15 protein-coding genes are annotated in these 18,980 nt (G+C 70.8%); 5 read left to right on the top strand and 10 right to left on the bottom strand.

Going from position 1 to position 18,980, the window contains the following annotated elements; translation table 11 throughout:
* Positions 1 to 68 precede the first annotated feature (68 nt).
* Positions 69 to 1,079: a DUF2865 domain-containing protein gene (locus tag CRT23_RS00390; RefSeq protein ID WP_103708183.1), complete on the bottom strand. Its 1,011-nt coding sequence runs from the start codon at positions 1,077 to 1,079 to the stop codon at positions 69 to 71.
* Between the two features lie 166 nt (positions 1,080 to 1,245).
* Between CRT23_RS00390 and CRT23_RS00385 the strand changes: the two genes are divergently transcribed.
* The gene (locus CRT23_RS00385; protein ID WP_103708182.1) at positions 1,246 to 1,761 is read left to right on the top strand and encodes a CreA family protein; all 516 of its coding nucleotides are present in this window, start codon (positions 1,246 to 1,248) and stop codon (positions 1,759 to 1,761) included.
* Positions 1,762 to 1,849: 88 nt separating this feature from the next.
* Here the strand turns inward: CRT23_RS00385 and CRT23_RS00380 are convergent, their stop codons facing one another.
* Positions 1,850 to 2,188, bottom strand: coding sequence for a hypothetical protein (locus tag CRT23_RS00380; RefSeq protein ID WP_103708181.1), 339 nt, complete (start codon positions 2,186 to 2,188; stop codon positions 1,850 to 1,852).
* A gap of 328 nt (positions 2,189 to 2,516) precedes the next feature.
* Here CRT23_RS00380 and cysS point away from each other — a divergent pair, with 328 nt between their 5' ends.
* On the top strand, positions 2,517 to 3,896 hold the full coding sequence (gene cysS / locus CRT23_RS00375; protein WP_103708180.1) for a cysteine--tRNA ligase: 1,380 nt from the start codon (positions 2,517 to 2,519) through the stop codon (positions 3,894 to 3,896).
* Positions 3,897 to 3,927: 31 nt separating this feature from the next.
* Here the strand turns inward: cysS and CRT23_RS00370 are convergent, their stop codons facing one another.
* Entirely contained in the window at positions 3,928 to 4,530 is a 603-nt protein-coding gene (locus CRT23_RS00370; protein WP_103708179.1) for a TIGR00730 family Rossman fold protein, read from the bottom strand.
* Between the two features lie 221 nt (positions 4,531 to 4,751).
* Between CRT23_RS00370 and CRT23_RS29540 the strand changes: the two genes are divergently transcribed.
* Positions 4,752 to 6,662 (top strand): LysM peptidoglycan-binding domain-containing protein, encoded by a 1,911-nt coding sequence (locus CRT23_RS29540; protein ID WP_181017214.1) that lies wholly within the window; start codon positions 4,752 to 4,754, stop codon positions 6,660 to 6,662.
* An 11-nt stretch (positions 6,663 to 6,673) separates the two neighbouring features.
* Here CRT23_RS29540 and CRT23_RS00360 read toward each other — a convergent pair whose 3' ends face one another.
* From CRT23_RS00360 to CRT23_RS00345, 4 genes are all read right to left on the bottom strand, one after another.
* Positions 6,674 to 8,617, bottom strand: a complete 1,944-nt coding sequence (locus CRT23_RS00360; RefSeq protein WP_055946890.1) for an ABC transporter ATP-binding protein/permease — start codon at positions 8,615 to 8,617, stop codon at positions 6,674 to 6,676.
* Between the two features lie 117 nt (positions 8,618 to 8,734).
* Positions 8,735 to 10,147 carry a glutamate--tRNA ligase gene (gltX, locus tag CRT23_RS00355; protein WP_103708178.1) on the bottom strand — a complete coding sequence of 471 codons (1,413 nt, stop codon included), beginning with the start codon at positions 10,145 to 10,147 and terminating at the stop codon, positions 8,735 to 8,737.
* A gap of 56 nt (positions 10,148 to 10,203) precedes the next feature.
* A complete protein-coding gene (locus tag CRT23_RS00350; RefSeq protein WP_103708177.1) occupies positions 10,204 to 11,343 on the bottom strand; it encodes a complex I NDUFA9 subunit family protein in 1,140 nt (379 codons plus the stop codon).
* A gap of 157 nt (positions 11,344 to 11,500) precedes the next feature.
* Positions 11,501 to 12,217: a sulfate transporter family protein gene (locus tag CRT23_RS00345; protein ID WP_103708176.1), complete on the bottom strand. Its 717-nt coding sequence runs from the start codon at positions 12,215 to 12,217 to the stop codon at positions 11,501 to 11,503.
* A 292-nt stretch (positions 12,218 to 12,509) separates the two neighbouring features.
* Between CRT23_RS00345 and CRT23_RS00340 the strand changes: the two genes are divergently transcribed.
* Positions 12,510 to 13,850, top strand: a complete 1,341-nt coding sequence (locus CRT23_RS00340) for an NAD(P)/FAD-dependent oxidoreductase (RefSeq protein ID WP_103708175.1) — start codon at positions 12,510 to 12,512, stop codon at positions 13,848 to 13,850.
* Here the strand turns inward: CRT23_RS00340 and CRT23_RS00335 are convergent.
* From CRT23_RS00335 to CRT23_RS00325, 3 genes are all read right to left on the bottom strand, one after another.
* Positions 13,825 to 16,215, bottom strand: coding sequence for an EAL domain-containing protein (locus tag CRT23_RS00335; protein WP_181017213.1), 2,391 nt, complete (start codon positions 16,213 to 16,215; stop codon positions 13,825 to 13,827). The two genes, CRT23_RS00340 and CRT23_RS00335, sit on opposite strands and share 26 nt — an antisense overlap.
* A 431-nt stretch (positions 16,216 to 16,646) precedes the next feature.
* Positions 16,647 to 17,222, bottom strand: coding sequence for a PilZ domain-containing protein (locus CRT23_RS00330; protein WP_103708520.1), 576 nt, complete (start codon positions 17,220 to 17,222; stop codon positions 16,647 to 16,649).
* A 186-nt stretch (positions 17,223 to 17,408) separates the two neighbouring features.
* A complete protein-coding gene (locus tag CRT23_RS00325; RefSeq protein ID WP_245435882.1) occupies positions 17,409 to 18,284 on the bottom strand; it encodes a cell envelope integrity EipB family protein in 876 nt (291 codons plus the stop codon).
* Between the two features lie 174 nt (positions 18,285 to 18,458).
* On the opposite strand from CRT23_RS00325, the gene CRT23_RS00320 reads away from it, so the two are divergent.
* Positions 18,459 to 18,968, top strand: a complete 510-nt coding sequence (locus tag CRT23_RS00320) for an OsmC family protein (protein WP_055946876.1) — start codon at positions 18,459 to 18,461, stop codon at positions 18,966 to 18,968.
* Positions 18,969 to 18,980 lie beyond the last annotated feature (12 nt).

The following is an 18,980-nucleotide window of genomic DNA, read 5'->3' as shown; positions in this document are numbered from 1 at the left end:
TGAGGCCTTCGGAACAGAATGCGAGCGGGATGGTTCCCGTTTCCGGCCGCGCGACGCCGGCCGTCCGCTCAGGGATTCCCCGGCCGCGCGGCGGTCGAGAACAGGTTCGGAGCGATGATGCGCACCGGCTGGCGCTCTTCGCCCGCTCCCGGCGCTGCGGCGGCGACGGCCGGCTCCGGAGGCGCATCGGAGGCGACGTTGGCATGGCGCGTGGCGGCGTCGGCGGCGAGGCCCGCGGCCGTCTTGTCGGCCCGGCCCACCAGGGTCAGGCGGACCTTCGGCGGGCGCGACAGGGCCTCGGCCTGCATCGGCGTGACGAAGATGTCGCCCTTGTGCCGCACCAGCATGCTCTCGGCCTTGACCAGGGACTGGGCCCAGCTCTGCCCCTCGCGCTTGCACGAGCAGTTCGGCGTGAAGGACGTGCGGAACTTGAAGGCGTTCGGCAGGGCCGTGTAGGCGCGGCTTCCCTTCACGGTGGCGGCCTGTTTCAGGGCTTCGTCGCCGTGCGGCATCGAATAGGCCGCCGCTTCCGCGCCGGGACAGAGGGCCTGGCAGAGCTCGTCGGCACCCTCGCGGCCATCGGGCAGGTTGGTCATCGGGAAGTAGGCGCCGTCGCAGCTGCGCACGCAGATCACCTGCGCGCCGCCGCGCGCCCGCGCCTCGCCCGGAATCCCGTCCGCCTTGATCAAGCTGCGGCTCGCCGGATCCGTGCAGGCCGCGGCGATCGCCTCGGTGAGCTGCTGCCGGCGAGCGGCGGTCACCTCACCGTTCTCGGCACCGTAGCCGGCGTTGAGCGCGCGGATGCGCTGCTCCACCGCGCCACATTGCGGGGGGCGCGAATCGAAGAAGAGGAACCGCCCCCCCTCGCAGTTCAGGGTGCGATAATAGGTATTGAGGCGGCCGATCTCGTTCTGCAGAGCCCGCGCCGTGCTGGCCCCGTCGCTGAGGCCGGCGAGTTCGGAGCGGTAGCGCAGGCAGGCGGAGGTCTGCGCCTCGGCGATACCCGTCAGGGTGGTGACGGCGAGGACGCCGGCGAGCCCTCGGACGAGCGTGCGGATCTGGGAGGGGATCAGCGGCATGGCCTGATTGCAATGGATGGCGGGACGCCGCCGCGCGAGGTCCCCCGAAGGGAACGTCAACGAAGCGGAGGCGAACGGGCTCAACACAAGTTTATTAGCGCCCCTCGCACGACCGCGACACCCTTCCCACATCCGGCCGGAACAAACTGAGGGGAATGATACGATGATGTGGCTTCGGGGTCTCACAGGCTGCGCGCTGGCGCTGGGGCTCGGCCTCGCCGCACAACCGGCGCGGGCGGACGATGCGGACCGCATCTTCGACAAGTCGACCGTGTGGCGGCCGCTGACCCCCAACGACAAGCTCGTGGTCTACGGGATCGACGACCCGTCGGTGGCAGGGGTCGCCTGCTGGTACACGCAGCCGGAGAAGGGCGGCATCAAGGGCACCCTCGGCCTCGCGGAGGATGTCTCCGACATCTCCCTCGCCTGCCGCCAGGTCGGCCCGGTGCAGTTCAAGGGGAAATTCAAGCAGGGCGAAGTGGTCTTCAGCGAGCGCCGGTCGCTGATCTTCAAGTCGATGCAGATCGTGCGCGGCTGCGATACCAAGCGCAACACGCTGATCTACATGGTCTATTCGGACAAGGTGATCCAGGGCTCGCCCAAGAACTCCACCTCGGCCGTGCCGCTGATGCCCTGGGGCACCGAAGCGCCGCCGCGCTGCGACGCGTTCATGGAGAAGTAGGCCGGGAGACCGGGTCGTCGCGCGACGGGGCGGCCCGGCCTGCGGATCAGTCCTAGCAGGTGATGGATCAGTCCTGGCAGGTGATGGATCAGTCCTGGCAGGTGATTCGGATCGGGCGCTCGGCGGGCTTCGCCACCGGGGCCGGCGGGATCGCGCCGGTATATTCGTCCTGCGCGGCGACGCCGAAGGAGCCGGCGGAGGCGAAGCCCTGCGCCTCGCACCAGGCATTGGCCACAACCTGGCCGCAGGCGCTCTCGCCGTTGGTGAGGCAGTCGCCGACGCCGTACCCCTCGCTCGACGGGATCAGGAACGTCTTCTCGACGGTGCCGGGAGCCTTGGCCGGGCTCTCGCCGTCGGAGGCCAGGACGCCGTGGGCGGTGAGGGCGAGGGCGAGAAGAGCGCCGATACTGGCGGCCGCGCGGCGCATGGGCAGAACCTTGCTGATGTCGGAAGCGTATGGGGCGAAAATTTCACGGCACCGGGTTAACAAACCCTTTCGCCGCGTCGTGCTTTTCGAGGCAGCCGTTTCCGAGGCGTGCCGGTCTGGCGTCGTTCTCGAATTGCTCATGGTTTTGAGGTAGCGCAGGACGGGCGGCCCGGCCGTCGCCTTCGCGCAACAGGGCCCCGGGCGGAACGCGGCGACGGTGTGGCGGGCGCTTGGGTGCGCTGCGGCAAAAGCCGCGCGAAACCAATGCGCTGCGGTGTTTCAGGGACGGACGGGTCCGGATGGAGGCCCGGGACGTAAGGAAAGTTTCATGGCCTCGATGTTGCGGCTCTACAACACGCTGACCCGCGAGAAAGCCGCCTTCACGCCGATCGATCCGACGAACGTGCGGATGTATGCCTGCGGTCCCACCGTCTACGACGCGGCCCATATCGGTAACGCCCGGCCGATCATCGTCTTCGACCTGCTGTTCCGCCTGCTGCGCCAACTCTACGGCGCGCCCCACGTCACCTATGCCCGCAACGTCACGGACGTGGACGACAAGATCAACGCCCGGGCCGCCGAGCGCGGCATCAGCATCCGCGAACTCACCGACGGCACCCTGAAAGCCTTCCACGCCGACATTCGCGAACTCGGCGTGCTGATGCCCGAAGACGTCAATGTGCCGGGCGAGCGCCCGCGCTTCGTCGAACCGCGGGCCACCGACCACATCGCCGAGATGCACACCATCATCGCCGGCCTGGTGACGCGCGGCCACGCCTACGTGGCGGACGGCCACGTGCTGTTCGACGTGCCGTCGATGCCCGAGTACGGCGCCCTCTCGAAGCGCCCCCTCGACGAGATGGAGGCCGGAGCCCGCGTCGAGGTCGCGCCCTACAAGCGCTCGCCCCTCGACTTCGTGCTGTGGAAACCCTCGAAGGCCGGCGAGCCGTCCTGGCCCTCCCCCTGCGGAATCGCGGAACCGGGCCGGCCGGGCTGGCACATCGAGTGCTCGGCGATGTCGTGGAAGCATCTCGGCGAGCGCTTCGACATCCATGCCGGCGGCATCGACCTCATCTTCCCCCACCACGAGAACGAGGTCGCGCAGTCACGCTGCTGCTTCGGCACCGACGTGATGGCCGACGTCTGGCTCCACAACGGCTTCCTCCAGGTGGAGGGGGAGAAGATGTCGAAGTCGCTCGGCAACTTCATCACCATCCGGGACGTGCTGAAGGATTGGCCCGGCGAGGTCGCACGCCTCGCCATGCTGAAGACCCATTACCGCCAGCCGATCGACTGGACCCTGCGCGGCCTCGAGGAGGCGGCCCGGATGCTCGACCGCTGGTACGGGGTCGTTGGCGACGTGGCCGCGGCCGAGGCGATCCCGGAGGGCGTGCGCGAGCCGCTCCTCGACGACCTCAACACCGCCGCGGCGCTCGCCGAGCTGCACCGCCTCGACGAGCCGGCAGCGCTGAAGGCCGGCGCGAATCTCCTCGGCCTGCTCACCCAGACGAAGTCGGCGCGCGACCAGGGTACCATCCGGGCGGCCGGCGTCGACGTCGCCCGGGTGGAGGCGCTGATCGCGGACCGGCGCGCGGCCCGGACCGCCAAGGACTGGGCCGCCTCGGACCGGATCCGCGACGAGTTGCTGGCGATGGGCGTCGCCCTGAAGGACGGCAAGGACGGGACGACCTGGAGCGTGGCGACCTGAATCGGGCGGCCGCCACCAGTCGGGCTCCGCGTCAGAACCGCTCCGCCACCAGGGCCTCGGCGGCGGGCGCCGGCGCAACCGATCCGGCCGCGTCGCGCAGGAGGCCGACCACGTCGGCCGCCTCGCTGGCCACGAGGTAGCTCAGGTCGAGCCCTTCGCGGATGAAACCCTGGCCCCGCATGTGGTCGAGGAGCGTCAGGAGGGGCGTCCAGAAATCCGCTACCGAGAGCAGCAGGATCGGCTTGTTGTGCTGGCCGAGCTGCGCCCAGGTGAGCTGTTCCACCAGCTCCTCCAGGGTGCCGATGCCGCCGGGCAGGGCCACGAAGGCGTCGGAGCGCTCGAACATCAGCCGCTTGCGGGTGTGCATGTCGTCCACGACGATGGTCTCCTGGATCTCGTCGAGCATGCGCTCGCGCGATTTCAGGAAGTCGGGGATGATGCCGGTGACGTGGCCGCCGTTCTCGAGGACCGCCCGGGCGACGGTGCCCATCAGGCCGACATTGCCGCCGCCATAGACGAGGCCGATCCCGGCCTCCGCCAGGGCCTTGCCGAGGGTCACGGCCGCGGCCGTGAAGGCCGGATCGCCGCCGAAGCCCGAGCCGCAATAGACGCAGACCGTCCTTACCGGAGCCATGCCGGACCTCCCTGATGCGCCGCGGACAGGACCCGTACGCCGCGGTCCACGCGCCAAACTGCTGATTTTACGGAGGATCCGGCCGCGATCCGGCGGGTGTGATTTGGTGATCCGGTCATGTTCGCTAATATGTCGCCATCAATCGCCGGTTTGTCGACGGGCCCGATCCCGCGGCGATGGAATTTCGGCCGCCGTGCCGGTGGACGAAGGAGTGGCGTGTCATGAGGGCGGAGTTGCGACGGAGCATCTTCCTCGCCTGCGTGGGGCTTCTGGCGGGCTTTGCCCTCGTGGTCACCCTCTACGGCGCAGGCACCCTGTTCAAGCGCGGCCTCGGGTCCCCGGCGGGCTCCGGTGCCACCGAGGAGAGCGCTGCTCCCGCCGGCAAGCCCCCCGTCCGGACGGACGGTGCGGCCGAGCCGACTCCGCCGGTGCGGCGGGATGCGAGCCCCGGGGAGGGGGCGGCGCCGACGGGAAAGCCCCTGGCGGCCCTGGAGCCGGGCCAACCGCCGGGGCAGGCCTCCGGCACCCCGCCGGTCAGCGAGGCGCCAACCTTCGACATCATCCGGATCGAGCCGAATGGCGAAGCGGTGATCGCCGGGCGGGCCGCGCCCAACACCACCGTCGAGCTTCTGCGCGACAACGAGCCGATTGCCCGTGCGCTCGTCGATCCCTCCGGCCAGTTCGCCATCGTGCCTCCGGCCCTGCCCACCGGCAACAGTGAGATCACCCTGCGGGTGCTCGGCGCCGACGGTCAGGCCCGGATCTCGCGCGACAGCGTGGCGGTCGTGGTCTCGCCCCATCGCAATGCCAAGCCCCTCATCGCCCTGACCTCCCCCGGCAAGCCCACCATCGTGCTGTCGCAGCCGGATCCGATTCCGACGCCGCCCGGGACCACCCTTGCCGATGCGGGCAGGAGCGGGGCGGGAAAACCCGCCTCAGGCAACATCGAACCCGGCAAGTCGGACGCCGGCAAGACGGACCCCAGCAAGACCGATCCAGACAAGGTTGCCCCGAGCAAAGGTGTCTCGGGCAGGAAGCTCCCGGCCGAGGCCGATGGCGGCCTCGCAACGACCATGCCCGACGGCCGCGCTCCCCAGAATCCGGTCCCGACGGCGGAGGCCGGCCCCGCCAAGGCCGACGCGGACCGCACCGGGCCGGTGAAGATCGTCAGCGTCGAGGCGGAAGAGGGTGGACGGCTCTACGTCACGAGTCAGGCCCCGCCCGGGGCCACCGTGCGGCTCTATCTGAACGACGCCCTGGTGGCACCCGGCAGTGCCGGCGCGGACGGGCGCGTGGCCTTCACCATCGGGCGCGGCGTCCGGCCGGGCGACTACAAGGTCCGGGTGGATCAGGTCGATCCCGTCTCCGGCAAGGTGAAGACCCGCTCCGAGGTCGCCTTCAACGTGCCCGCGGCCGTGACCAAGCCGGTGGCACCGGGGGCGGGCCGGTCGTCCGAGGGCGCGGCCCCGGTCGCACAGCAAGGCAATCCGCCGCCGGTGGCCTCGGTGCCGGGCCCGGTCGCACGCCTGGGAACGCCGGAGAACCCGGCCACGCTGCCCCCGGCGGCCGCGCCCCGGGCAGCGGCCCCCAAGGCGCCAGCCGCGCTCCCCCCTGCGAATTCCGAGGCCGGACTGCCACCGGCCCCGACCCCCACCCTCACGCCGGGGCAGCAAGCACGGACGTCACAAGACCTTCCGTCACAAGACCTTCCGTCACAAACCCTTTCCTCACGAGAATCTCCCTCGCGACAGCCTTCGTCGCAGCAGCCGACGCCGCCGGCCCTACCGCGCCCCGCTTCGATCACGCCGCTCGCCCCCGCCCAAGTCGAGGCGCCCGCGCTGCGAAGCCCTGGTCCGGAGACGGCCCAGACACCCGCCCGGATGCAGGCCCCGGCTCTGGCGGAGCGGAGTCCCACGGTCTTCGTCCCGGAGATCGGGACCGCGACGATCATCCGGGGCGACAGCCTGTGGCAGATCAGTCGGCGCATCTACGGCAAGGGCACGCGCTACACGGTGATCTACGACGCCAACCAGCCGCAGATCCGCAATCCCGACTTGATCTATCCGGGCCAGATCTTCGTCCTGCCCACCGACGGGACCGCGGCGGTGCCGCAGCCCGACAAGCGGGGCTGACGGCGCGGCCCCTACGCGGCGGGAACCGGCTCCGGCACGAGGGCCGGTCGCTCCTTGGGCAACGGCAGCGCCGCCTCGCTGCGCTGGAGGATCTCCAGGGCGGCATCGGCTTCGCGCTGACGGCTCCACAGGGAGGCATAGACGCCGTTTCGCTCCAGCAGGGTGGCGTGGTCGCCGCGCTCGACGATGACGCCCTTGTCGAGGACGATGATCTCATCCGCATTGACCACCGTGGAGAGGCGGTGAGCGATGACCAGGGTGGTGCGGCCCTGGCTCACGGTGTCGAGGGCGTCCTGGATCTCGCGCTCGGTGAAGGAATCGAGGGCCGAGGTCGCCTCGTCGAGGACGAGGATCGGCGGTCCCTTCAGGATGGTCCGGGCGATGGCGACGCGCTGCTTCTCGCCGCCCGAGAGCTTTAGGCCACGCTCGCCCACGGGGGTGTCGTAGCCCTCCGGCAGGGCGGAGATGAAGCGGTCGATCTGCGCCAGGGCGGCGGCGGCGCGCACCTCGGCCGGGGTGGCGTCCCAGCGGCCGTAGCGGATGTTGTAGCCGATGGTGTCGTTGAACAGCACCGTATCCTGCGGAACCATGCCGATGGCCGCCCGCAGACTGGCCTGCCGGACCCGCGAAATGTCCTGGCCGTCGATGAGGATACGGCCGCCCTGCGGCTCGTAGAACCGGAAGAGGAGGCGTGACAGGGTCGACTTGCCCGCCCCCGAGGGGCCCACGATGGCGACCGTCCTGCCCGCCGGGACCTCGAAGCTGACGCCCTTGAGGATGGGCCGGGCCGGGTCGTAGGCGAAGCGCACGTCCTCGAAGCGCACCACGCCGTCCGAGACAGCGAGGGGCAGCGCATCCGGCCTGTCGGCGATCTCCGGGTTGCGGTGCAGGATCTGGAACATGTCGTCGATGTCGATCAGCGCCTGTTTGATCTCGCGGTAGATCATGCCCATGAAGTTGAGCGGCATGGAGAGCTGCACCAGCATCGTGTTGACCAGCACGAAGCCCCCGAGGGTGGTGCGCCCGGCCATGATGTCGCGCGCGGCCAACCACATCACGACGGTCATGCCGATCGTGAAGATCACCGCCTGACCGGCGTTGAGGACCGCGAGCGAGACGTAGGTCTGCGTCGAGGCCTTCTCGTACTTGGCCATCGAGACGTCGTAGCGCTCGGCCTCGCGCAACTCGGCACCGAAATACTTCACCGTTTCGAAGTTCAGCAGCGAGTCCACCGCTTTGGTGTTCGCATCGGTGTCGGAATTGTTCATTCGCCGGCGGATCTCGATGCGCCACTGCGTCGCCTTCCAGGTGAAGGCGAGGTAGGCCGCCACCATCACGAACACGACCACCGAGTAGATCCAGTCGAACTCGTAGGCGAGGACGCCGATCACGAGCAGGAACTCGACGATGGTCGGCACCAGGGTGAGCACCATCAGGCGCGAGAGCTCCTCGATGCCGCCGCGCCCACGCTCCAGCACGCGGGTCAGGCCACCGGTCTTGCGCTCCAGGTGGAAGCGCAGGGAGAGCCGGTGCATGTGCTCGAAGGTCTGGAGCGCGAGGCGGCGCACCGCATGCATCGCCACCTTGGCGAACAGCCCGTCACGCACCTGCGTCAGCCCCGCCATCAGGATGCGCGAGAGGCCGTAGAGGCCGATGAGCAGCATCGGGGCGGCGAGCAGGCCGGTGGGCACGGCCGCGCCCGGCACGCCGCTGGCCGCCTTGGGATCCGTCATCGCCACCAGGGCGTCGGTGGCCCACTTGAAGGTGAAGGGCGTCACCATCGTCACGAACTTGGCGACGATCAGCAGGCCGAAGGCGAGGAAGACGCGCCGCTGCAGGTCGGGCCGGCCGTGGGGCCAGAGATAGGGCCAGAGGCGGCGATAGGTGGCGACGAGGCCGGGGCGCGCGGGCGGCGCGGCCACGGCCGGTGCCGCCGGGGCGGGATCGGTGCTCATTCGGATCTGGGGCTCGGGATGAAAACGGCGTCGGGCCCGCATATAGGCGTGCCACCCGGCCAGGGACAGTCACCCGTGCCGGTGGGTCGGGCCTGCATGCACCGCAGGGACCCGGCGTCAGCCCTCTCCCGCCAGCCGGCGCAGGACGACGTCCCGCCCGATCAGCGGCAGCAGGCCGGCAAGGTCCGGCCCGTGCTCCAGGCCCGTCAGCGCGAGGCGCAGCGGCATGAACAGCGCCTTGCCCTTGGCACCCGTGGCCGCCTTCACGGCGCCCGTCCAGGCCTTCCAGGTCTCTGCGTCCCAGGGCTCGGCCGGGAGGAGCGCGGCGGCGGCCCCGATGAAGGCCGGATCGGCGATGACCGGGGCCACGGGCCCGGTGACCACGCGCCACCAGTCTCCCGCCTCCGACACCTTGGCGAGGTTGGGCCGCACCGCCTCCCAGAACGCCGCCGCGCGCTCGGACGCGACCCCTTGCGCCGCGAGGCGGTCCGCGACTTCGGCATACTCCATGGCATGGACGAGGCGGGCGTTGAGCCCGTCGAGCTCGTGCGGATCGAACTTCGCCGGCGCCCGCGAGATCTGCGCCAGGTCCACGAGGCCGGCGAGTTCGTCGAGACCCGCCACGGCCCGGACGGATTCCGCCGAGCCGGTGAGGACGGCGAGGGAGCGCACCGCCCCCGGCTCGTAGCCGGCCTCGCGCAGCCCTCGGAGCGAGAGGTGGCCGAGGCGCTTCGAGAGCCCCTCCCCGTCCACGGTGGTCAGGAGGTTGTGATGGCCGAAGACCGGGATCGCGCTGCCCAGGGCTTCGAAGATCTGAACCTGCACGCCCGTGTTGGTGACGTGGTCCTCGCCGCGGATGACATGGGTGATGCCCATCTCGGCGTCGTCGACCACGGAGGGCAGGGTGTAGAGATAGCTGCCGTCGGCGCGGATCAGCACCGGATCGGAGAGCGAGGCGCAATCCACGTGGGCCTCGCCCCGCACCAGGTCGTCCCAGGCCACCGTGCGGGCCTCGAGCTTGAAGCGCCAGTGCGGCTTGCGCCCCTCCGCCTCCAGGGCGGCCCGCTCGGCCTCCGTCAGGGTCAGGGCGGCCCGGTCGTAGATCGGCGGCTGGCCGCGCCCGAGCTGGCGTCGGCGTCGACGCTCCAACTCCTCCGGCGTCTCGTAGCAGGGATAGAGCCGCCCCATCGCCTTCAGGCGGGCGGCGGCCGCGTCGTGGATCGCCACCCGGTCGGATTGTCGGGCGAACAGGTCCGGCACGATCCCGAGCCAGGCGAGGTCCTCGGAGACGGCGGCGGCGAATTCCGCGGTCGAGCGCTCCCGGTCGGTATCGTCGAGGCGCAGCAGGAAGCGCCCGCCCCGCGCCCGGGCGAAGAGCGCGTTGAGGAGCGCCGGCCGGGCATTGCCGATATGCAGGTAGCCGGTGGGCGAGGGCGCGAAGCGCACCAGGGGTGCGCCGGCTTCGGGCGACGGGACTCGGGACGACGCGACTTCAGGCGACGCGACTTCGGGTGGAGAGGCTTGGGTCATGGTCGCCCTCTAGCCCATTTCGACGGGCCTGAGGACTCCGGTGACGCGCGGATGCGTCAGCCCCGGGTACCCCAGCGGACGCCCATCCGGCTCGGAGCGTTGGAATCCGGCCCCAGGGCCGGACCGCTGCCGCTGCGGGGCACGAAGGGTTTCGGGGCCAGGGTCTCGGGGATGGCGCTCTCGTGCTCCTGCATCTTGGCGAACTGGCCCGCCTTGCGGAAGCGCCAGAGGTAACCCGGCACCACGGCCTCCATGGCGGTGGGCTGCAGGCCGATGCCCTCCAGGGTGCGCCCCTCCGCCTTGGCCGCCTCGGAGACGACGTTGTCGTTCTGGAGCAGGATGACCTGGTCGCGGGTCAGCTTGAGGCTGTCCGGCAGAAGGCCGAGCGTGAGGGTGTCGACCACCTCCAGGGCGCGGGCCTGGAGCAGCGCCGCGGGCTGGGGCAGGCCCAGGACCACGCGCTTGCGCATCGTCACCTTGAGCATGTAGCGCACCAGCGCCTCGAGGGTCTCCACCTCGGGGCCGCCGAGCTCGTAGACCTTTCCGGCGGGCACTTGGCCCTCCACGGCGCGAGCCACCGCCTCGGCCACGTCGGCGACGTAGACGGGCTGGAAGCGCGACGCGGCGCCGGCCAGCGGCAGCACCGGCAGGGCGCGGGCCAGGGCGGCGAAGCGGTTGAAGAAGCTGTCGCCGGGGCCGAACACCAGCGAGGGCCGCAGGATCACGTGCGGACCGCCGGCCTCGGCAACCCGGGCCTCGCCGAGGGCCTTGGTGCGGGCGTAGTGCGAGGGCGAGTTCACGTCGGCGCCGATGGCCGAGACATGGACCAGGAGCGCGCCGACGGCGGCCGCCGCCCGGGCGATCTCGCCCGCGCCCTCGGCCTGGAGCTGCGAGAAGCTCTGCTTGCCGGTCTCCTGCAGGATGCCCACGAGGTTCACGACGATGTCGGCCCCCTGGACCGCGCGGGCGATGGACTCCGGGTAGCGCAGGTTGGCCTGCACGGCGACGATCTGGCCGACCTTGCCGAGGGGCTGCAGGAACAGGGCGAGATCGGGCCGGCGCACGGCCACCCGGATCCGGTAGCCGCGCTTGGCCAGCGCCCGCACCACGTGGCGCCCGAGGAAGCCCGATCCGCCGAACACGGTGACGAGCTGCGCGGCGGGGCGGGTCAGGGGGAGGGTCTCGAAGCCGGTCATCGCTCGTGCGTCTCGAAAAGCGGCGCCCGCGCCCGTCCGGCCCCTTGCGGGGCATGGATCGGCGCCGGTCCTTGAGCCAGGTGCAGCGTATCTAGACCACTTCCAGGCCAGACGGGAGGCCGCCTGGTGAAATTCGGACCCGGCTGTTCCGATGGCCTCAGCGCAGGCGCGGCTGGGGCTGCGGGCCGGCGACCGGGGTACGCCGGCTGAGGCCCTTGTGAACGTGCACCATCAGGGCGATGCCGAAGAGCGGGGTGACGAGATTGAGCACCGGCACCACCATCAGCCCGGCGAGGAGCACGCCGGCGAGGAGCGTGGTGCCGCCGTAGTGGCGGCGCATGGCGCCGGCCTCCGCCATCGGCCGAAAGCGCCCGGCGGCCAGTTCGAAATACTCCCGCGACAGCAGGTAGGCGTTGGCCCCGAAGAACGCGACCAGATTCACCCCCGGCACGAAGAACAGGATCAGCGCCACGAGGTTCACCAGCAGGGCGAGGCCGGCGAAGCGGACGGCGTAGAACATCGCGGTGCCGAGCGGCAGGGCGAGACCGGGCGGCTCGTCCGGAAAATCCGTGCGCTCGACGATCTCGGCCGCGTCGTCGAGGAAGTAGCCCGCCACCAGGATCGATACGGCCGGCATGACGTAGGCGAGGCCCACGAACAGGCCGGCCCCGGCGAAGAACACCGCCAGGGTATCGAGGAAGGGATAGTCCACCGAGAGATGGTGCTGAGACAGGAACCAGTTGATCGCCCGCGTCAGCCCGAACCAGACGACGACGAGGATACCCACGGTCAGTCCGAGGGACTTCCACAGGATCGCGCGCAAGGGGGCTGAGAACACCTGCCGGACGGCGGCGAAGGCGGCCTGGATGAGCATACCTGGGAATCCCGTGGTCGTGGATCGATCCGTTCGCGAGGACCCGGCCTGCGTCGCCCCCGCGCGCGCCGTGTCCCGAGGTTCTGGCTACGGCGATGCGCCGGCGCAAGTGCGGACCATCGCTGCACCCCCCGTCCCGCCGGGCGGCGGATGGGCGATTCGCGGCGCCGATCCTGGACACCAGAGTTTTCTGGCGTGTGACCGGATTGCGACCGGAGGCGCGGTGTCGCCCGGCACCGCCCTCTGCTAGGCCCGTCGCCACCCTTCGCCGACAGGAACGAGACCGTCATCCATGAGGACGTCCCGCCCCGACCATGAACGCTGGCGCCCGAGCGTCGCGCCGCGCCTGGCCCCCCTGCCCGACGATCCGGAGGTCATCGTCGTCGGGGCGGGCGCCGCCGGCGTGGCGGCGGCGCGCGGCCTCGCGGCCCGGGGCGTCCGGGTGGCGGTCCTGGAGGCACGCGATCGGGTCGGCGGCCGCCTCGTCACCGTCGCCCTGAGGGGCCATCCCGTCGACCTCGGCGGGCACTGGCTGCATGCGGGGCCGATCAACCCGCTGGTGCGGCTCGGCACCCAGCGGGGGGAGCCCCTGCGGGTGGCGGCGCAGGAGAGCCATCTCTGGGTCGGGCGCCGGCGCGGCCGGCCGGCGGAGGCGGCGGCCCTCGGCCGGGCCTTCGCGGTGGCCGACCGGGCCATGAGCACCCAGGCCGGCTGGGCGGGGCCCGACCGGCCGGCCGCCACCGCCCTGCCGCCGGGCCTCGGGCCCTGGGGCCGGCGGGTCGAGCGCGTCCACGGCCTGGTCTCGGGGCAGTCGCTGGACCGCGTTTCGCTCCAGGATTTTCCGAGCATGGAGTACGGCGACAACCGCTTCATCGCCGGTGGCTACGGCGGTTATCTCGCCCGCCTCGCCCAGGGGCTGCCCATCGCCCTCGGGACGCCGGTCACCAGCATCGACTGGTCGGGCCCGGACGTGCGGGTGCAGGCGGGCCCCCGGAGCTTCACGGCCCGGGCCGTCATCGTCACGATTCCCACCATGGTGCTTCGGGCCGCGCCGCTCTTCACCCCCGCCCTCCCCCCGGAGGTCGCGGACGCGATCACGGGGTTCGCCACCGGCATCTACGAGCACGCGGTGCTGCACTGGCCTTCCTGCCCGTTCCGCGGAGCGGACCGGCTCGCGAGCCTGGTCGGCGGGCGCGAGCCGAGTCCGGGCCTCCTCACCCGGATCGACGGCACGCCGTTCCACTTCTTCGAGCTCGATGCGCCGATGGCCGCCGCCCTCGACGCCCGCGGGGCCGGGCCGGACGGGGTCCGCCGCCTGGTGCGGACGGCGCTCGCCGCACATTTCGGCGCCCGCGCCCTGCATGACCTGAGCATCCCGGCGGTGAGCGCGTGGCGCCACGATCCCTGGGCGCGCGGATCCTGGGCCGTGGTGCCGCCGGGCCATGCCGGCGCCCGGGCCCGCCTGCAGGCACCCGTGGCAGACCGGGTCTGGTTCGCCGGCGAGGCCCTGTCGCGCCTGCAATGGGGCACGGCGGGGGGCGCGTACGAGGAGGGTACGCGGGCCGCCGCCGCGGTGGCCGAGCGCCTGCGCAGCTCGGACGGCCTCGTCACGCCGGCGCCCGGCGGAACGTGAGCGGCAGGAGGGGGAAAATCTCGCCGAAGCGCACCGGCAGGGACGCGATGAGACGGGGGATCTCGTCGGCCGGTCGGGCTGGGCTGAAGAGGAAGCCTTGGATGTCGTCGCAGCGACTCGCCCTGAGCATCTGCGCCTGCTCCATCGTCTCGACGCCCTCCGCGGTGACGGTGATCGAGAGCTTGCGCGCGAGGGTCAGGATCGCCTCGATGATCGCCAGGCATTCGGGCCGGCTGCCCATGTCCTTGATGAAGGAGCGGTCGATCTTGATCTTGTCCACCGGAAACCGGATCAGGTAGCTCAGCGACGAGTAGCCGGTGCCGAAATCGTCGAGCGCCACGCGGATGCCCAGGGCGCGTAACTCGTTGAGATTGGCGATGGTCGTCGCGTTCATCTCGAAGAACACCGACTCGGTGACCTCGATCTCCAGCCGCTCCGGCCTCAGCCCGCTGGCCTCCAGCGCCTGGGTCACGTCGGCGACGAGGTCGGTGTTCCGGAACTGGATCGGCGAGAGGTTCACCGCCAGCCGGATGTCGTCGGGCCAGCGCGCGGCCTCTCGGCAGGCCTGCATCAGGACCCAGCGGCCGATCTCGGTGATCAGGCCCGAGGCCTCAGCGACGGGGACGAAATCCGCGGGGGAGACCGGGCCGCCGGAGCCCCGGGTCCAGCGCAGCAGGGCCTCGAAGGTGCGGACCCGACCGTCCTCCAGGCTCACCAGGGGCTGGTAGTGCAGGCTGAATTCGCCCTGCGCCACCGCCCGCTTGAGATCGACCTCGAGTTCGCGCCGCAGGCGCATCGTCGCCTCGAGGTCGGGCGAGAACACCCGAACGTTGCCGCGGCCGGTGGCCTTGGCCCGGTAGAGGGCGAGATCGGCCTTGCTGAGGAGGCCTTCGGGGGTGTGGGCATCGCGCGGCGCCAGGGCGAGGCCGACGCTGGCGCCGATCTCCACCTGAACCCCGTCGAGGGTGTAGGGTATGCTCAGGGCCGCGATGAGGCGCCGGGCCAAGCCGATCAGGGCGTCCTCGTCGCCGCCGGGCAGGAGAATGGCGAACTCGTCGCCGCCGAGGCGCGAGACCAGCCCCTGGGGCGGGACCGTGCCGGTCAGGCGCTGGGCCACCCGGACCAGCAGGACATCGCCCAGGGCATGGCCGAAGGTGTCGTTGACGAACTTGAAGCCGTCGAGGTCGAGGTAGAGCAGCGCGCAGGCCTCGCCCCCGGTCTGCGCCCGGGCACAGAGCTGGGTCGCCACGCCCTGGAACTGGGTTCGGTTGGCCAGGCCCGTCAGCGGGTCGTAGCTCGCCAGATAGGCGATCCGCGCTTCGGACTGCCGGGTATCGGTGATGTCCGAGCCGACCCCGCGAAAGCCCAGGAAGGTCTCGGCGCCGTCGGTGATGGGCCTGCCGCTGAGGCGCCACCAGCGCGTGAGTCCGTCGATGGTGACCTCGACGACGCGCTCGCGAAAAGCTTTGCGCTCGGCGACGAGGGCCAGGATCTCGGCGAGTTCCGGGGTCATCGGACGGGGCTTGCGAACGCCGAGGAAGAGGGCCGCGAACGGCGCCTCGTGCAGGACCGCCGGGTCCTCTCCCGACACTTGGCCGATGCGCTCGGAGACGTGCTGGAGCCGTCCCAGCGGGTCGGTCTCCCAGAGCCAGTCGCTGGTGCTCGCCTCGAAATCGTGGAGCAGCAGGCTGATCGTCTCGTTCTGCTCGCCGACCCGGACGCGATCGATGATCCGCTGTTCCGAGAGGCGGCCCATCCGCCCGGCGGTGAAGGCGACGAAGGCCGAATAGATGCCCATCAGCATCGCCAGCCACCAGTTGGCGGGGCCGCCGACGAGGAACAGGGCCGCGAGGCTGCCTAAGGCGATCGGCGCGGAATAGACCAGACCGAGATGCGCGAGCGACCCGAAGGTGTAGGTGGTGGCCATCAGGCCGACCCCGATGGCCACCACGAAGGTCTGGTCCTGGGTGCCTGCGGGCGGGAGGATGGCCAGGGGCATGCTGGCCCAGGCCAACCCCAGAATCAGCGAGAACAAGGCCGCGAGCCGATGCCCTGTGACGATCTCGCGCGCTCCCAGGCGCCGGCGGCGGTAGCGCTGCGCCCCGATGGCCGCGAGGGTGATGGGACCGGCGACGCTGGCGAACAGGACCAGCAGGTAGGTTCGGTGCGCCTCGCTCCAGAAGAGCAGCAGCACGGCCCCGACGACCAGCGTATGGGTCAGGGCCAGGTAGGGCGCGAATTGCAGCACCTCGTCGAGATGGCCGGCCCGGGCCTCCAGATCGTAGCGGTTCGTGTTGCGGCCGGCCGCGTGGGCCGGCGCCCCCTCCGACGCCGGCTCCGGGCTGCTCGGTGCCGCGGCGCGCACGCGATCCCCCGCCCGGCGTCCCCACGTCGCTTCGGGCGCTCGCGATCCGGCGGCGGGTGAGACGCGCGCTCCGGACAGGTGGGAAGGGCCGGCGAGGACAGGATCGGGCGGACGCGGCATCAGCGAGGCGATCTTCAGGATATCGCCAGCAGTGGAAACCTGCCGGATCGACTCGATGGGACAGGCCCCGACGGAACCGGGATGGTCGCATCGTCCGCGAACCGCATCGTCAAGTCTCCGACTGGAGGGCGAGGCCGTAGGCTAGTCCTGATCATTTGATAGAAACTTAATTGTAGCCTTGCGGGTGGTTCCGCCGCGATTGCGGCTCTGGATATCCCCGCCCAGCTCGTCGCCTCCTCGGATCGCGGGAGGAACCGGACCGCCCTCGGACAGACCGGAGAGATCCCGCATCCCGCGAGCGACCTACCCCATCACAACAGGACGTGGGGCCCGAGATCCTCCGCCGGCAGGGGCTGGAGGAACGCCGCGCCGATGCCGTCGTCGAAGCAGCGCGCGACCGTTGCCGGCGTTCGACCCAGGGTGATCTGCGTGCCGGGTTCCAAGCGGATGTCGATCCGCAGAGCCGCGCCCGAGGCCGAGACGTTGAGGAGGCGGGCCGGGATCCGGGTGCCGCAGGACATCGTGACGAGGATGTCGGGCGAATCCGGCACGAAGCGCGGATGGACGCGCTGGGGCACCTCGGCGCCGTTCTGCTCGGCGGCGAGGTCGAGCAGGCGACGCACGATGACGGGCAGCGGGGCCTCGGCGCGGATCACCCGCGTGATGAACTGCTCCTTGCCGCCCTCGATGACCTGGGCCTCCATCGAGCCCGCATGCCGAATGCTGCAGGACAGGATTTCGCCCAGAGACGGCACAACGGACGAACGGAAGCGAAGACCCGTGACGGAGAGATCGGCGGTGACGGCATAGAAATCGGCGCGATACCGGCTCCAGCAGAGCGCAGGCAGGATCAGTCTCGTCTGCGTTGCTGTGAGGGATTCGCCCATGACCATCCTGAGGTTGCGGATGTCATGAAACGGGGCGCTTCCCGACATTCCTTTACCCGAACGTCGAGAATTTGATTCAACGGCTCCCCGGAAGGCCCGGAATGCACAATTTCCGTGCAGAAGTCCGTGCTCGGACATTTTGTCCGCCGCATCGGTGCGGACCCGCCGCAGACCCGGTCGGATGGGCTAGGGATGGCAGTCGGTGCTCGACGGCAGGGTGTCGAGGCGGGTGAGGTCGCCGACCACGGCAAATTCGCCGTAGTTGAGCCGCAGCGCGCCGCTGACGCCGTTCTCGTAGAGGTCGAAGCTGAGGACGTAGATCGGCGTGCGCTCGCCCTCGCCGGGAATGTAGTAGCTCAATGTGACGGGCCAGCGCGGCACGGTCGCCATCGGCCCGTCCCGCAGGGGCTTGTCGCGCTCGGCCGCCTTGTCGGAGGCCGCCGGTGCCGGGACCTGACGGCCGATGACCGCGAGGGTGTCATAAACCTTGTGCCCATCGTCGGAGCCGTCGAACACCTTGACGGAGACGGTGGTCTGTCCGTCGCGGGCCGCCTGGATCAGGCGCCGCATGTGCACCGTGGGAAAGAGGACCTCGCCCGCGTCCTGGAATTGGTCGCGCTTGGGCTCCTTCAGCTTGACCTTCAGCAGGTCGGCGCCTGACTCGGCGGTGCCGTCCACCGCTTGGCCGGGCGTGCCGTTGAGCACCGTGCTGGTCTTGAAGCGGTAGCTGCGCCCGTCCCCGCTCTCGAAGGTGCTGTTGCGCAGGTCCGAGGTGCGGCTGCCGGTCTCGCCGCTCTCCAGCACCGTCACCTGGCGGGTCTGCATCGTGTAGCCCTTGCAGGCATCCCCGGTGAAATCGATGACGATCCGCCCCCGCGCGCTCTCCACAGCCCGCGTGCCGCTGCTCTCGGCGAGGGAGAGATCGTAGACGGCCCGGTGGTTGGCGAGGGTGATCGGCGTGGCGGCCCCCGCTCCGGTTGCGAACAGGACGAGACCGACGGCGATGCCGGGGAAGGCCATCCGCGCCCTCAGGGCGGCTGCACTCACGCTGGGACGACGCATGGACTCTCCTGACAGGACGGGGCCGGAGGACGAGGGCCCCGCCGACGCCCTCAGATAGGGCACCCCGCGGACCGGCGCGAGGTTCGTTCACCCCCGTCCGCATTCGCCGCGCCGACGGGGCGCCCTAGATAGGACCGGAGAAGAAGAACCGGAAGACGGGAGAAGGAAACGCCCATGGACGCCGATACCCTGCGCTCGCTCCAGGCCCCGATCAAGGACCGCTACCGCAACGCCCCGGACTCGGCCGTGGTGACCCTGCGGGCCCGGGGCAGCCTCGACGACACGGCGATCGCCTGCAAGGTCGAGACCGGACGCGCCCTGGCGGTGGCAGGCCTGCACCCGGCCACCGGCGGCTCCGGCGCCGAACTGTGCTCGGGGGACATGCTGCTCGAAGCCCTGGTGGCCTGCGCCGGCGTCACCCTGAAGGCGGTCGCCACCGCGATCGGCGTCGAGCTCCGGTCCGGCACGGTGAGCGCCGAGGGCGACCTCGACTTCCGCGGCACCCTGGGGGTCGACAAGGCGGCGCCCGTGGGCTTCCGCGCGATCCGCCTCGCCTTCGCCCTCGACACCGACGCCCCCCAGGACAAGCTCGACCAGCTCCTGAAGCTGACCGAACGCTACTGCGTCGTGTTCCAGACCCTGAACCACAAGCCGGAGCTGGCCGTCACCCTCGCGCAGGGCTGACCGGCGGCGCCG

This window comes from Methylobacterium sp. V23, from assembly GCF_002917135.1.
Taxonomy (GTDB): Bacteria; Pseudomonadota; Alphaproteobacteria; order Rhizobiales; family Beijerinckiaceae; genus Methylobacterium.
The sequence above is the reverse complement of the archived record's forward strand: the minus strand, read 5'-3'. Positions and strand labels throughout refer to the sequence as shown.

Bases quoted from the DNA above. Each gene is read 5' to 3' on its own strand.
- CRT23_RS00330 (WP_103708520.1), bottom strand. From the start codon at position 17,222: ATGGGCGAATCCCTCACAGCAACGCAGACGAGACTGATCCTGCCTGCG.
- CRT23_RS00380 (WP_103708181.1), bottom strand. From the start codon at position 2,188: ATGCGCCGCGCGGCCGCCAGTATCGGCGCTCTTCTCGCCCTCGCCCTC.
- CRT23_RS00370 (WP_103708179.1), bottom strand. From the start codon at position 4,530: ATGGCTCCGGTAAGGACGGTCTGCGTCTATTGCGGCTCGGGCTTCGGC.
- CRT23_RS00320 (WP_055946876.1), top strand. From the start codon at position 18,459: ATGGACGCCGATACCCTGCGCTCGCTCCAGGCCCCGATCAAGGACCGC.
- CRT23_RS00390 (WP_103708183.1), bottom strand. From the start codon at position 1,079: ATGCCGCTGATCCCCTCCCAGATCCGCACGCTCGTCCGAGGGCTCGCC.
- cysS (WP_103708180.1), top strand. From the start codon at position 2,517: ATGGCCTCGATGTTGCGGCTCTACAACACGCTGACCCGCGAGAAAGCC.
- CRT23_RS00350 (WP_103708177.1), bottom strand. From the start codon at position 11,343: ATGACCGGCTTCGAGACCCTCCCCCTGACCCGCCCCGCCGCGCAGCTC.
- CRT23_RS00360 (WP_055946890.1), bottom strand. From the start codon at position 8,617: ATGAGCACCGATCCCGCCCCGGCGGCACCGGCCGTGGCCGCGCCGCCC.
- CRT23_RS29540 (WP_181017214.1), top strand. From the start codon at position 4,752: ATGAGGGCGGAGTTGCGACGGAGCATCTTCCTCGCCTGCGTGGGGCTT.
- CRT23_RS00345 (WP_103708176.1), bottom strand. From the start codon at position 12,217: ATGCTCATCCAGGCCGCCTTCGCCGCCGTCCGGCAGGTGTTCTCAGCC.
- CRT23_RS00340 (WP_103708175.1), top strand. From the start codon at position 12,510: ATGAGGACGTCCCGCCCCGACCATGAACGCTGGCGCCCGAGCGTCGCG.
- CRT23_RS00325 (WP_245435882.1), bottom strand. From the start codon at position 18,284: ATGCGTCGTCCCAGCGTGAGTGCAGCCGCCCTGAGGGCGCGGATGGCC.
- gltX (WP_103708178.1), bottom strand. From the start codon at position 10,147: ATGACCCAAGCCTCTCCACCCGAAGTCGCGTCGCCTGAAGTCGCGTCG.
- CRT23_RS00385 (WP_103708182.1), top strand. From the start codon at position 1,246: ATGTGGCTTCGGGGTCTCACAGGCTGCGCGCTGGCGCTGGGGCTCGGC.